This is a genomic window from Pseudomonas sp. VEM90, from assembly GCF_054611535.1.
Genome location: NZ_JBTRAR010000011.1, coordinates 135,354 through 150,379, shown reverse-complemented (window position 1 = coordinate 150,379; position 15,026 = coordinate 135,354). Strand labels below are relative to the sequence as shown.

Sequence of the window (15,026 nt, the reverse complement as noted above, 5' to 3'; positions counted from 1 at the left end):
CCAACGCCCCCGCCAGTTGCTGCTGGATGAGAGCTTCCAGCCCGTTTTAAATCTATTCAAATGTACCGTTACGATTCAAACAAATATCCAGTTAGTAATCAGGCGCATTGTGCACCGAGAAATTCAGGGTGGACCAGTCCAGCCTAACAAAGCTACAAACCTAACCCTCATATCGGTAAAGTTGGGAAATGGTCGCAACCCAGTTCAGCGACTCAAAACCAGCCCCGGATGCAGGATCTGCATCGTTCGGCTCATAGAAATTACCGAGGGTAGTTGATGTCGACACTCAGATTCCACAAGCAGCCTCACGCCCCATCACGCCAAGTATTTCGCTTGGGAGCTGACGCGCCGTCGTGCAGCCAGCGAAGAAGACCGACTTTCCCAGTCGCTGTTCGACGCCAGTGTCGATCTCAACCCACACCAGATTGATGCCGCCCTTTTCGCCCTGCAAAACCCTGTGAGTAAAGGCGTGATGCTGACTGACGAAGTCGTCTTAGGGATTCTCCGATCAAGTCAGCACAGGCCATCTGACCTGTGCTGAAATAGCCCTCCGTCCAACTGCCTTCTACAAGTCCGCCATCCCATGAGTCAGATGAGCTTTTCCGATTTCGAGTACGCCGGCAAGCGCAGCAAACCCGTCGCGAGCGTTTCCTGGCCGAGATGGAACAGGTGGTTCCGTGGAGTGGACTGGTGGCGTTGATCGAGCCTCACTACCCAAAGGCTGGCGGTGGCCGCAAGCCTTATCCTCTGGAAACCATGCTGCGCATTCACCTGCTGCAGAATTGGTTCTCTTTGAGCGATCCCGCCATGGAAGAGGCGCTGTACGAGATCACTTCGATGCGCCAGTTCGCTCGTCTGACGCTCAGCGCTCCGATCCCCGAAGACACGACGATCATGAACTTCCGGCACCTGCTGGAGAAGCATCAGTTGGCAGCCGGCATTCTGGAAACCATCAACAATTACCTGCAAGACAAGGGCCTGTCGTTGCGCCAGGGCACCATTGTCGACGCTACCATCATCCACGCGCCCAGTTCGACCAAGAACAAGGAAGGCAAGCGCGATCCTGAAATGCATCAAACGAAGAAGGGCAACCAGTACTATTTCGGCATGAAGGCCCACATCGGCGCGGATGCTGAATCGGGTCTGGTGCATCACGTTCATGGCACCGCCGCGAACGTAGCTGACGTGACGGAGGTCGCTCAGCTATTGCATGGCGAAGAGAATGTCGTGTGTGCGGATGCGGGTTACACAGGCGTGGAAAAGCGGCCAGAACACGAGGGACGGCAGGTGATATGGCAGGTCGCTGCCCGCCGCAGCACCTACAAACACTTGAGCAAACGCAGCGTGCTCTACCAAGCCAAGCGCAAGATCGAAAAGGCCAAGGCGCAAGTGCGTGCGAAGGTGGAGCACCCGTTCCGGGTGATCAAACGCCAGTTCGGCTATGTAAAGACTCGTTTTCGCGGCTTGGCCAAGAACACGGCGCAACTGACCACGCTGTTTGCCCTGTCGAATCTGTGGATGGTGCGCCGGCAATTATTGCCTGCTGCGGGAGAGGTGCGCCCGTGAGTCCAGATAACCAAGGCTTTGCCTTGGTTATCCAATAATCAGCGACTGAAAAGCGGGCTTTTCGGCATCCCTAAGCCGCCCATTTCCGACTGATGAGCAACTTGTTCGGAGTTTCCTTAGGTAAAACGATTGAAGCCGCCTTGTTTCTAGGCCAGCTCTGGGCCGAACGTCGCCTCTTGGTCATCTGCCCTGCGGCACTGCGCAAACAATGGGCGCAGGAGCTTTCCGAAATAGAGCCAAGCACTGGGGCTGAACGACAAATTCTTCCAGCAAGAGCGTGAAAACTTGATGCCTGGGCCGAAGACCGCATCCTCGCTGCCGAGCAGGCACTACAAGAAACCAAGCTAAAGTTGAAAGGCCTATCCGTTGTCGCTGTACCTCACTCAAAGGGCGGCAGCCCAACAGGAATCTTGCGGTGTAGTAACTAGCGCAGGATCAACGCAGTGGCTGACTTCAATTTGGCTGTAGCCTCGATCCAGTAGCAAAGCTACAGCCCCACGCGTCAAATCGGCGAAAATCGTGCCTCGTTACTTGCTCGTTTGACACTTTCAGTGAAAATATGTCGGGGATGGCTTTACCACAATACAGTCCATACCCCGACATCAGACTCTTCATTGGCTGAACTCAGCGTTGAGCAGAGATTAGTCTTTAAGTTCAACCAACACGTCCGTTGCCCATTTTTGCTCAGAGTTCTGCACTCGTGCGGTCTCAACCACCCTCGCCATGTGCATTAGCTGATCCTGCGAAGCCTGATCAAAGTCAAACCACATGTCACTGTGCGAGCCGAAGCGCACCTGCCAATAGGCAACCCCTTGGTCAAATCTGACCTTCAGCGCTCTTCCGTCTTCAAACTCAAGCTCCAACGCACGATGATGGGGAATCTCGCGATTCGACGATTCCACTATCAATTGAATTTGACATCCAATCATTGCCGATAGCCAATTGCGCGAGAAGAACTCGAAGTCTTCCTGACTGGCCCAGTCATCAAAAGCCTTACGTCCCTGCATCCGTCCTGACTTGAACAGCGTTTTCACCTGCACAACCGAATCGGCAGAAATACGACTCTTCAAACTCTTGAGTACCGCCCCCAGGATTGTCACAACCGCAGGATTCTGAATATAACGATCGGAGTAGGTCAGTCTCTTGATATTTACAGTCGAAATCACGTCAGCGACTTGCCGTTCTTTAGCCCCAAGTAGCTCCCAGAAACGCTCGCCGAACTGCAGTAACGACCCATTGAGTTCTTCGTGAATTGATACATCAACGATCCCTACCTTACCGGAGGAGTCACCCTCGGCACGGTAAAGATTCATAGCTTCCCAGCCAAGCGCTGGCTGACTTTTCGAGAGTACGACAAGCTCATCACTTTGATGCCAACTATGGCCTGGAACGGTTGCTACGAGGCTGCGCGAGGCCAACGTAATGACTTCGCCACCGATTTGTACTTGAGCAACAAAATGCTCACCTGGCTTGCTAGTCACATTCCCGACATTTACGCCAAGGTTCGATAAGCGCTGGAGATCCTGTACTAACACCCCATCAGTGATATCTGATGGCACAAGCAGATCAACTGCTAGCTCATCAGCCAGGACATAGGTCTGAATCGCTTTACGGAACTGTGGAGCAACGAGATCCCATTCCCCCATATCACCAGAGGTTAGTAGGGTGATCCTCTCGGCCCCCTCGTTGATCAAGCGGCGGAGTACGCTCTCGATGCTGCCGGGGGCATATTGACCATCGTCCAAGGAGAGTTTATTTTCGGCGCTTAGCCCTACGTAATGGATGAAGTCAGCCCCCAACCAATCAAGTGCAGCCTTGCGATCCAACTTGTCGTGGTCATGTCGCGTCTGGGAGTCCAGCAGGCACTCACTACAGCCAGTTTCGCAATGCCCGCACTGGAGCCTCTCCACCATTCCGCGTAGCAGCCGCTCGACATGCAATGGAGCACTAGTAGCAAAGCCAGCACCACCGCTGATGACATCGAAAAGCTGAAGGATACGAATGGACTGCCCGTTAGGCAGTTTGCTTGGACGAGTGGCATAACCCAATTCGGAGGCAGAGACTCCCAGCAGCTCCGCCAGTGCGCTACGTAAAGCTACAGCGAGAGTCATGGCAATTGCCCCCCCCTGCACCGAGTCAGCGATAAACTCCCCACGCACTGGATGATGCAAGGTGAGCTCAAACACATCAGTGGTAGCCACCGTACCAAGGCTCACATTGGGAAGAATGCTCCCACTCCCCTGGCATGGGAGTCGCTTGTTGTTCTGGTCTTTATCCTCTTTAGTCGGGCGCGGTGGATAGTGATCCCCGGACGGTGACAATTCTCGCGGAAAAGTACTATCCGCCTGCATGGACTCAGCTCGACCGCAACTCATGCACAAGGCAAAGCCCGTTCCGTGCTCACCAGAGCTGTGATGGAAGACCTTCCCATCAGTGCCATAGGTCATTGCTCCAACCGCCGGGTTTGGCAACGGAGTCTTGCTGGCATTTACGAAGACCCAAGCGGTTTCAACTGGGATGAATTTCTGATGCTGGATGTCATTGGATGCCGATACATAAGCATCAGTGACAAAGCCGGAGGGCTGCAGGACCGTACGAATGTTCTGAGGTTTAATCAGCGCTTGGCAGTCGACATTGCTGCAAGTCAGCTCGTCGGTCCTCACCAGTGCCTCCTCATAGTCCACCGCGCCACAGACGTCACAACGCCACGCGATATCTAATTTCTGCGCCTCTTTGCTGTCAGCATTGAGGTTGTGCCAGTGGAGTGAAACGCCGGCAGATCTGAACACCCGACCATCCAGAACTATTTCAGCGCCAGGCGCGTACTCACGAATGGCAATCGAGAGGTTGCGTGAAGGAAGCCCCTTGTAACGGGAAACGTTATCCTCACGGTCCTGCTTCAGAGCGCTGCCAGCATTACGCTCACGAACGTAATCCTCGATCGTGAAGTTATCGAAGTTAACCACATCGGTGGGGAATCCGTAGCCGGGAAGGAAAGTGCGCGCCGCCAGATCCCGCAACAGATACTCATTGCAGTGGCGGGTCTTTTCTACTTGAAGGCGTTTCAGATAAGGGCTGTTGGTTTTCGTCTGCCTCTCCTCAGAAAGCAGAAAGCGATAACTATTCAACCAGCGACTCTGCAATGGCTTGATCGCATCGATTGCGCGGCGACGCAGCTGGACCGCATCCACACCGGCCAGAGCAGTACCCCGCACCAAGTCCTTCAGCGCATCATCCAGATCTGTAACGACCTTGCCCAACTGCTCTATAAAACGATCGCACTGCGAGTCACCATGCTCATCGTCATAGAACCACTGGGTATTCAGACTTGTTTTCTCAGTCTGAGTGGGCCCCACAAAATTGCAGAGAAAGTCAGCTAACAGCAACGAGTTGACGTGGCGCTGTACGAGTCGCTCGGAATTCAGCGCTACAACCGGCGCAGGGATCTTAGTCTCGAAGGGCCAACCCGGATTGGCAAAAACCTGTTGATCATGCGGGTTATTTTTACAAAGAGTGTAGGCAAGCGCCCGGGATTCCTTGCTTCGCCCCGCACGCCCTGCGCGCTGCAGATAGTTGGCCGGATGCGGCGGTACATTGTTCATGACCACCGCAGAAATGCCACCGATATCGACGCCCATCTCCATTGTAGTAGAGCAGTTCAGAACGTTGATCTGACCATTTTTGAACATCTCTTCATAGGAGCCGAGGCGTTCGGAGGACTGCTGGGCAGAGTGCTCAGCGGCACGGTAATAGTAGCCACCCTCCACTGCCCGATCATTGACATCCGTCCACAGGTTCCGCTCTCGTAGATCGCTGATCAGAGGATCTTTCGCCACCAGGTCTCTGATTCGCGCCAACCCAGGCGTATAGTCATCCTGGGAACGATCGAACTCCCAGAGGTCTGGCAGCTCAACCAGCTCAGCCTGATACCCCTTACGCTGTTCTTCGGTCAGCTTAGAGAAATCCAGATGAGTCGGCAGGTAGGGGGTAAAGCCTTTGAAGGTGGTATCCAGCAGCTTGTTGGTCACTGGGCAGATATAAGCCCGATCAACCAACGAGAACCGCATGTGTTCTCTGGGTAAAGAGTATCGGTTTTCGTCAGATTTAAGCGCTGCCCCCGGCCCAGTCAACTGCTTCCAGGCAGTACGCAACCATTCGTTAACCAGATCAACGTCAGCGGTGCTGCCCGGGTTTAGGCCAGCGCCAAGCAACAACAGCTTGATTAGTCGCTGGGAATGGTTACCGTTGCGGATCTGAGGCCAGCGTTTGACCCGGATCTCATCCGGTTCTTTCGACTCAGGATTGCGCAGACTCTTGGCAGAAAATCGAGTGCCGATCCAACTCAACCAGCCCTCATCAGCCTGGATGTAACTGTTCTCCCGAACATGAAAGTCCAGCGCCACCTTCAGGAAATCGCGCCAATCATCGAGCGTTAGGCCCTTCTGCTCCCAGTACGCCGGTACCTGCTGGACCTTATCCAGGCCAACGTAATCGACCTTCACCAGCCCCTGGGTTTCCAGGCTGTTCTGCCGTTTTGGACGGCGCATAAACTCACGGAATAGCAACATCTCCGCCAGTTTGAAAGGGCCATCATTGTCCGTGAATATCTCAGGCTTCTGATACTTGTTGTAAAGCAGCATGGAGCCTTTCAAGTCAGCCTTCTGCTTGAGCTCGTTGGCGAGATCCGGCCAGGCTAAATAACCCAACGCTGGCCTAACTTTCGAGCCAGTGGCTGACGCTAGCATTGCCGTTAGCCGTGCGACTTTGTCCTCCGCGGCTCTAGCCTCTTCCTTGATACCTAGACTGCGGTACAGCTCCACGTCTTTTTTTGCCTGGACGATCAATGGCTGCAAGGCCGATGGATCGATGCTGCCAGCATCCACCGGTGAAGTAGCCTGGCTCCGCTGATGCCAGCTCAAAATCTCCACAACAAGCCCGCGCAACCTCCCGCGCTCCGCCTCCTGTTGCATTCGAACAGACATACGCGCTGTACCCTGGCGACTGTCCGTAAAGGTAATCAGCCTACGTCCTCTGCCCGGTAGAGACTGCGGACCATAATCCGGCCTCTGATCTTCGTCCTGATAGTCCTGGCAGTACTCAAGGACTGTCGGCACTGCATTGGCCACATAGAATGGCCCACCGAGCATCGCTCTTCGGAATGGAAAGGTCCCGTGCAACCCGCTAAATCCACAACTGTTGCGACTGCACACAGCATCAAAATCTCGCACCCCAAGCCGGAGCCGCTCAGCAGAAACAGCAGGGGATGAACCGGTGAACTTATCGACCTCTAAGGGTATGTAGGTGCTACCAACACTCTCGAAGGCACACAGCACCAACGGCGTCTTGACCGACAACACCCCAGCAGAAGCACCCGCCGAGTCATCTTCAACGGGTGTTTCAGCCTGCAGGGAAAACTCATCTCCCCCTGAGCTCTCCCACTGGATCAGCTTGCCGCCCTTATCCCGCGCAAGCAGATGCGGCTCATTACAATCATTGCAGAACACCAGCTCGAATACTGGGCTGCCACAGCTACAGGTTTGTCTTTGGTTGGCGTAGACATAGCCAAAGGGCCAGTTCTGATGCAGAGCCGTCCCTGACTTTGCCGAGCAGCTCTTGTCAAAGCAGGCCCAAAGCCCGTGCGTAGTGCGCTGGAAGAAGTGCGCCCGTAATTTCAGGAATGCAGGCTCGCTGGCCGAAGGACGCGTACCTGAACATACATCCAACCAGCGCAGCATCTCACCCTGCGATAGCGACCATCGCCCCTCCTGATGCATATGACTAACCATCGCGGTCAGCTTCAATGGCTTGGAGCTGCTCACCAGCAAATCTCTTAACACGCGGGCTTGCGGAGAATGGACCAGAGCATCGTATCGCTCAGGGTGAACCTCTGGATCGTTCGCGTTAAGCTCCGGCATCGATTCAAGCGCATCCAGAGCAACTGGCGTTTGTTGACACGGTGCAAGTGTTGGAATGACCCGGTTCCCGCCCCAAACATCAATCTGCGCGACCGGCACCCCCGAGAGATCCGAGAGAAACTGCTTTAACTGTCCTGCAGCGTCCTCACCGGCAATGGTCGCCGAGGTCGCAACGAAGCGAACATCCTTTGGCGTAACGCCGAATGCTGTCATCACCCTACGCAGCTGCAATGCCAATTCAGCCGCCTGCGAGCCCACGTAGGTGTGAGCCTCGTCCAGAACGATCCAACGCAGCGACTTCTGCTCCCTGGAAATTCTTACTATGGGCTCATCAACCTGACGCACCATCATGTATTCGAGCATGGTCCCGTTGGTAACCAGAATGGGCGCAGGTTGCGTGCGCATCAGCTCACGCGACAAAATTTCGTTGGGCTTTTGGCTCTGCTCGCTACGCACCTTGGCATGCAGCTCTGGTGTATTGCCATTGTAAAGGCAATAGCGGATGCCATTTCCAAAGCTCTGGGTCCAGGCATTCAAGCGCTCACGTTGCGAATTGATGAGGGCGTTGAGTGGATACAAGAAAAGCGCCCGGACACCGACCAGCGGCTTTCGGCCTGCTTCACGGTACTCGCGAAAGAGATCCTCGAGCACCGGCACCATAAAGCATTCGGTTTTGCCCGAACCGGTACCACTGGTCACGACTACAGAATGCTTCTTATCAAGCAATGAGCGCCAGCTGGCCAACTGGTGGGTGAAAGGTCTCCAGCCTGCCCCAAAGCGATAACGTCCATTCGCCTTGCCGTCGAGCGAAGCAACGATCTCCTTGCTCAGCAAGCGCTCATCACTCGCGAGTTGCGCCATCGTCAGTGGGCACTCTTCCCAGCCGAAGGTCTGCTCGAACAGCGGTGGAGCCAGGAATGCTCCCTCTTTGCCACACTCCGCACGCATCAGACTGCCAAGATGCTCGCGCAAGCCTGGGTCAGTTATGCTCAAGATACTCAAAGTGGACTCGGTGCTACGGGAGAGCGCCTGCTCGGCTAATCCAGAGAAATACTTATCCATTTACCGACTCGGCCTTATGCTTTTCCATGACGCTGTTCAACAAGCAGTACTGGAAGATTGAATTGAACCATTTCGAATCGAAATCACGGACTTGGCGCAGGAAGAAAATCGCCTCCGCTCCCTCCGCAAACACATCGGTGAACTGAGCTTTACCGCAAGCGACTGCAGCAGCAAAAAGCGGCAGGTAGAGCACTGCATTGCGATAATCCATGTCCGACCTAAAAACGATTACCGAGTCACTCTGGCTGCTGTACCAACGCTCCAAACGCTTGGCTCCAAATTCCGGCCACTGGGCTTCGCAGCGATCGCGAAGCAGCTCAAGGTACCAGCCTCGCAGGACTTCCTTGAAAACTCCGAGAGGCAGCTTGATTTCCTGGCCAACAGGCTTGCCTGAAAGGAAGCACTGCACACTCTGGCCGTAGGATGGGTAGGCTTCTCCCAACCGCGAAAACATTCGCCCCACCAGAGCATCAACAGCCTCTTCAGAAACTCCCTTGACCTTAAGGAAAGCGGCAAATCGCTTGGCCGCCAGATGAATTTCTGCAATGGGAAGAAACTCCCAGAAAAGCGGAAACTCAGCCTCCAACCGACCAAGAAACACAGCCTCCATCTCAAACTTGAAAAGCGCCATTGCCAATGCACGGGTATTTCCCACCAGAGCCTTCCAGACCTCGAAGGTCGCCAGCGGCAGATAACCGTAGCCCTCATACAAAGCCCGCAAGAACTGCCAGCCGCTATGCATGGGGTTTATAGCCATGGCATCAAGCACAGACGTGAAAGAACTGACAGGTGAAGCATGATCGAAGGTCAGCACTGCCTTTTGCAGGCTCTGAATCATTTCGTCAGAAGCTATCGGCTTCGAGCCGCCTGCGAGGAAAAGCGGCCTAAAGGATACCGTTGAGCCGCCCCTGGGCAGCACGAGCCAGGGACCATCCCTCTCAACGATTGGAGGCAACTCGAAGTCGCCTGTCAGTACACCTTCGCTGGTGCGTGAACGAAGTGCGATGGAGCTGCGCATAGGATCATGCAACAGCAGCAACACTGGCTCGGGAATGGCACTGGCGCCATCTTGCAGACTCACAGCACTCAGTAACTGGCGGCCATGATCGAGCTGCATTTTCATCGCATATTTGCGGATGCGATAACGGCTATCCTGGCCATTCCCGAACACTCGCAGCTCGACAACCTGGTCGATACCCGACTGCAGAGACAGCAGGTCAACAATCTGCTCACGGATGTTGAAAAGACTGATCTCTAACGGCTTGTCGGCGGTAATGTAAGACCAGCTGTAACAAGCATTCCTAGCCGCGCTGCCTCTGAGGGTCAACTCAATACTGAAGCGAGTGGGCGTGCTGGACCGGCCAAATAGAAACAACCTGGCCCCGAGCAGGTCATCGACGCTGAAAGTGCGTTTAAGCTGCTCCCCATTACCATCAAAAGCCAAGCAACCTGAACTAGGGAATGGCAAGTCAATCTCCACCGGATCAGCCATCAAGTTCGGCATAATAGAAAGCCGGACCCGGATCGGCGGGAAGGCCTTGGCAGAAAGCCGAAGTTCGATGTGATCCTCGTGCCTTACCTGCTGTACTTGAAGGCTTTCGTCATCAATCTGAAGCAAGCAACGCTGCTGGCAATACACGAGGATGCTGCCCGCATCTGGAGTCTCACCACTACGCAGCTCAACACGAAAATCCGTCGGTAAAATACCCACTCTACGGCGTAGCAAGGTATCGCCGTCGCGGTTACGCACTGATATATGCTGGGTACCGAGCACATCCTGCAACTTGCCTGCGCCCGGCTGCTTACCCGCAATGTAGAGTTCACCGCCCCGCTGTTGCAACTCGCCCGCAGCTGCCGGCCACTGCACACGAGGCAGGCCGACAAAAGTCAACGAGGGTTTACTCGGCCATTCAGTCTGAACACCAGTCAATTCCGGCCCATTCACCATTCCGGTGACATGACCTATACGTATCCGGTAATACTCCTCCCCCTCAACCAAGACTTCCGCCTTGCCCTTCACCTTGACCGTACGCCGCGACAGCGCCGGAGGCATATCACTGAATATGGCCTCCCCACGGCTGTCAGGCGTTCTCAGGTTGCAACCGTCTGGCAATACCAGCAGTAACTCTTCACAAGCCGTATTGAATGAAGCCTGGCCGCATAGCCGCCAGCGCTCATTCACTAGCTCGAAACCCAGCGGTACCTCTCCCAGTGCCACCGCACTGCCATCGATTGGCAGGGTAGCGATCTGCCTACCTCCAGCCATGGCCACCAGGCTCAGAGAAATACTGCAATCCCGCCGTTTGCCGACGATCTCTCGCAGGCGCAAACGAATGCGCGCAACGCCGTTTTCTACCTGCGCATAGCCGGGTCCAAGACCAGCAATTACTTGCCCATTTTCTGCAATTGCAAGCTCAAAACGAGTAGTAGATGGCTGCGTCGTCAGACGAAATACCACCTCCTCCGGTAGAGATACCTGAACCTTGAGCACATCCGCCATCGATTCATGCCAGAAATGCTTGCAAGCCCATCCCGCTACCCTTGAGGCTCGCCTTTTACCCTCGCTGGTGGCAGTTTTTAGCAAGCCATTGAGCAGCTCGCTGCCGGTCTGGTTATCCAGCGGCAGAGGGAACAATTCACGCCACTTGGGGTTCATGGCATCCAGATGCGTGACTGGCTCATCGGCTTGCGTCAGTCCGTAGTTGCGGACCAGAGCTACGAGTTCATCGGCCATTCGCGCAATCAGTTCCACCGACGTACGCGAGGCAAACACCTGAGGAAGATTGAATTTATCCAGTTGCTGTTCCACCTGCTGAAGGGTATTGCCTCCCTGCAGATGCCACTGGTCGTAGTACTTTAATAAGCGGTCAAACAGCGTTTGGAAGCGGCTGTCACCCTCGCGCAATACCTGAAAGGGTAAGCCCCCCTCACTAAACAGAGACCCCAGAAAATCCCGGTGGCCAGCGTCGTAGAGATGAAGAGGACGCTTCCAGTACCCCTCAAGTCCTTTGGGAATAGACTTGCTCAGCTCTACCGGAGACAGGCGGAACCCCAAAGCTTTCCAGATGGGGTCCCAGGTCCAGGCATACTCGCTGCGGTACTCACGGCGGTACCATTCCGAGCCGAAAAGCACCAAACAGGCACAGGCCGCCGGGTCCTTTAACGCAACCTCGAAACCGTCCAATTCACGGAGCAAATGCTGCAGCTCGCTATACTCCTCAAGGCTGCAGTGGTAAGCGTAGAGTCCGCGCTGATCTGGGGTCGAAAGCCCTCGACTCTGGAGAAAGCGCCCCAGCCACGACGAGCACTTGATTACGGAGTACGGCATGAACACGCTCCCTGTTGGAACTACCTTCCAACTCTAAATCAATACACACATCAGATCAGCGGAACCCAATCCCCCTCGCCACACCCCGTCCGCAGAGAACTGATCATTCGTTCGACCGCCGCCCGCTCAACGTACTGGGGATTCCCGACCCGGTAGCGGTCTTGAAAATAGCTCAGCCCGCTGAGGGTCAGTCTGAAGCCCTCGGGGACACGCTCGATTCGGCCTGCGTCCAAGTGCTTCTGAAAATTCCCTAGGAATCGCTTCAATGGAAACGATTTGCCTCGATCCATTTCCGTGACCTCAAGAATCGCCGCCATGTAGGTCCACAGTTGACGGCCTCTAGGGGTTGTCTCCAGTTTGTAGAGCTGAGTCGAGCTATCCACCATGAATCCTTTCACTCCACCGCACAGCTATCAGCTAAGCCAGACTTGGTCAGGTATGGCACTTTGCCTGATGGTACCAAATTGGCTGCTGCTTCCAAATGCACATCCTGATCATCAAAAAAGATGTGCGGGTTGAACGCCCGGAGCACCTTGGCCTTGCCCACGCCGCCAAGGAAAAACGCCTCGTCCACGTAAATACCCCAGGCTCGCAAGGTATTGATCACGCGCATTTCCGATGGCGAATTACGTGCCGTGACGATGGCGATTCTGATGGGGGAATCCTTTCCGCCAGTGGGCAAACGTTCCTGTAAACGGGCCAGCTTTTTCAGCAAGCTGGCATAAGGCCCTTCCTCCATGGGCGTGTGCTGTAAGGCATCCTCCTGTGCCTGAAAGGCGTCCAGTCCCTGCGTCTTGTAAACCAACTCGCTCGCGTCGGAGAACAGCACCGCGTCACCGTCGAAGGCAATTCGCACCTGGCCCTCGGGAATTTGCGGGGCGTTGGCTGGCGGCGCCTTGAGGATCGCCGCCGCACAGCGCCTGGAGTCGATGACCTTCTGCGCGTCCTCAACATTGGTGGTGAGAAACAGGTCAACATCAAACGCATCCATGTAATCGGCCACCGACTCACCACCGGTAAAGGCCGAGCGGGTGATCGCCAATTGCTCGTGACGAATGGTCTTGAGCACACGGATGCCCGTATCCGGGCTATTGCGCGACATCACCACCACCTCGACCAACGGGGACGTATCCTCACCTTTCATATGCTGGTTGAGATCGAGCAGCGCCTTTACTAAGTGATAACCGGTGCCCGGCGCCAGCGGCTCGCCCTCACGGGCCTGCATAAAACGGCGATAGTTATCGATCACGCTTTCCGGGTCGGCCTCAAGCGCCGCCTTGAACATCTGGTCGGACTCGCTCATATCGAACAACGCCGTCGCAGAAATTCCCACCACCAGGGTTTCGCTCAAATCCAGCGCCATCACCTATGCTTCCCTTTGTGCTCAGTTCGGCCAGAGCGGCCATCTCACGCAGCCAGAAAACGAATTTCCGTGACCTCTTCATTGAGTAGTCCTGCCGCCTCTGGGTGGCTGGCGGCGTATTCCAACAAGCCGAGCTGATATTCAATGGCGGGAGCCGCTTGCTTGCGGAACTCCAGGAAAGACACGACGTTATTACCTTGGTCCTGGGTTAATTGCTCTACCCACTCCTGATTGGCGACAATCGCCTCGACAACTACCGTACTGATTTTCATCCAGTCCGCTTGCAGCTCTTGCAGTACCTCGATGGCGTACTTCTCGCCCGCCGTATGCTGCTGAACGTATGCCTGCATAAAGCCGAGATACATCATGCGTTGCTGCAGGTTCTGCAGCACTTCAAGGGAGTCGACAAAACCTTTGCCAGTGGCATTGGCTGCTGCCTGATTCAGCGTCAGCTTGGTAAGCTCATACTGCTCGCGCATGTTATTCACCTGACTCTTGAGCCCCTGCAGATCACCCTGTTCAGCAGACTGGCGAACCGTCCACAGCACTGCGCTGAAGCGCGCACTGTCACGCAGTTCTTCCCGGGCCTTGGCAGCACTGGCCATTTCGATCAGCACATCGAGCTTTTCCGACTGACGCTGCAACTGCTCGGAAATACCATTGAGCTTCTTGCAAACGATGGCAAAGCCGGCGACCGAAACCGCCAGATTGAGCCCGGACAATGCCAGATTCGCGTACTGCAGGCTTTGCAACACGCCCAAGGCTCCTTCCACGCCACTCAGCGTCTGCTGCAGCATAGCAAGCTGTTCGGCAGCCTGAGCTGCATCACCAGGGAACTGCAGATGCCCAACAATCTGCCCACCCTTGGGATGGCCGGCGGCATACCTGACGACGCCACCCCACACCTTAAAAAGCCCGGATTTAATGCCTTCGATAATCTCCGGGGCAGAACTGATCGCCCTGGCAAGAATTTCCGCGCTCATAAACACGCCCTCAAACGATTAGCAAAATCCTCGTGATCCGCAGCAACACCGCCAGCGCGAATTCGCGCGATGTGCATGACAATGGCCACCAGCCCTTGCAGCTCTGGGCGCTTCTTGTTGGTGAGCGCCCAAACACCTGCACTGACAGTGCCAATCGCCGTCAGCGGCAGTGCCGCCACCACGCCGGCCGCCGTCACTGAGCCGACAGCCGCCACCGAGCCCAATGCACCGCTCAGCAGGCTGCCGCCGGCAGCTCCCATACCCAACTTGCCCAATGGCCCCAGCACAGCTGTGAAGGATTTATTAAGACGTGCCCGACCAAACCACAAACCACCTCCGGCCTGGCTTTCCGACTCTGCGGACTCAGCCTGTTCAGCCAGCTTTTCCATCAGCTTGGCCAGCACCTGCTCTTCGATAACTACAGTGCTATCGGCCTTGCTGAATGCCACCTTCAGCTCGCCAGCCACATCGCGCACCACCTCGTCGTAACTGACCGGTTCGCCCCGGCGTAACAAGCTGGCCAGGCTGACACTGCCCAACGCGCGGATCTCGTACGCGATTTCATCAACCGCCTTGTACAGCTCGCCAGCAGCAAAGCAATGCGCAAGACGCTGCCGCGCCGAATCATCGCCAAGCAGGCGGTCATGGGCTTTATCCAGCAGGATCTCGCTGATGGCGACCAACTCATCCGGCGTTGCCAGCTGCAGCAATTCCTTCAGCCCGATATGCCTTCTGATCAGAGGCCGTTTTTCGTTATTGCTCATACATAGACCCTTTGCATGCCTGATCTAAGTGGTTGTCGTTCACTC

5 protein-coding genes and 1 pseudogene are annotated in these 15,026 nt (G+C 55.4%); 1 reads left to right on the top strand and 5 read right to left on the bottom strand.

From position 1 onward, the window contains the following. Positions 1 to 583 precede the first annotated feature (583 nt). A pseudogene (locus ACYCCG_RS12975) lies at positions 584 to 1,566 on the top strand (IS5-like element IS2000 family transposase). 641 nt (positions 1,567 to 2,207) lie between these two features. Here the strand turns inward: ACYCCG_RS12975 and ACYCCG_RS12970 are convergent. The 5 genes from ACYCCG_RS12970 to ACYCCG_RS12950 form a co-directional block, all read right to left on the bottom strand. Next, entirely contained in the window at positions 2,208 to 8,543 is a 6,336-nt protein-coding gene (locus ACYCCG_RS12970) for a DEAD/DEAH box helicase (protein WP_459670667.1), read from the bottom strand. Then, positions 8,536 to 11,871 (bottom strand): STY4851/ECs_5259 family protein, encoded by a 3,336-nt coding sequence (locus ACYCCG_RS12965; RefSeq protein WP_459670666.1) that lies wholly within the window; start codon positions 11,869 to 11,871, stop codon positions 8,536 to 8,538. The genes ACYCCG_RS12970 and ACYCCG_RS12965 overlap by 8 nt, the downstream gene beginning before the upstream one ends. 394 nt (positions 11,872 to 12,265) lie before the next feature. Then, positions 12,266 to 13,234, bottom strand: a complete 969-nt coding sequence (locus tag ACYCCG_RS12960; RefSeq protein WP_401098293.1) for a 5'-nucleotidase — start codon at positions 13,232 to 13,234, stop codon at positions 12,266 to 12,268. Positions 13,235 to 13,278: 44 nt separating this feature from the next. Further along, a complete protein-coding gene (locus ACYCCG_RS12955; protein WP_401098290.1) occupies positions 13,279 to 14,217 on the bottom strand; it encodes a hypothetical protein in 939 nt (312 codons plus the stop codon). Then, positions 14,214 to 14,981, bottom strand: coding sequence for a hypothetical protein (locus ACYCCG_RS12950; RefSeq protein WP_401098287.1), 768 nt, complete (start codon positions 14,979 to 14,981; stop codon positions 14,214 to 14,216). The genes ACYCCG_RS12955 and ACYCCG_RS12950 overlap by 4 nt, the downstream gene beginning before the upstream one ends. Positions 14,982 to 15,026 lie beyond the last annotated feature (45 nt).

What these genes read in the sequence shown, in the direction of transcription:
- ACYCCG_RS12950 (WP_401098287.1), bottom strand. Translation starts at nt 14,981, where the DNA reads ATGAGCAATAACGAAAAACGGCCTCTGATCAGAAGGCATATCGGGCTG.
- ACYCCG_RS12955 (WP_401098290.1), bottom strand. Translation starts at nt 14,217, where the DNA reads ATGAGCGCGGAAATTCTTGCCAGGGCGATCAGTTCTGCCCCGGAGATT.
- ACYCCG_RS12960 (WP_401098293.1), bottom strand. Translation starts at nt 13,234, where the DNA reads ATGGCGCTGGATTTGAGCGAAACCCTGGTGGTGGGAATTTCTGCGACG.
- ACYCCG_RS12965 (WP_459670666.1), bottom strand. Translation starts at nt 11,871, where the DNA reads ATGCCGTACTCCGTAATCAAGTGCTCGTCGTGGCTGGGGCGCTTTCTC.
- ACYCCG_RS12970 (WP_459670667.1), bottom strand. Translation starts at nt 8,543, where the DNA reads ATGGATAAGTATTTCTCTGGATTAGCCGAGCAGGCGCTCTCCCGTAGC.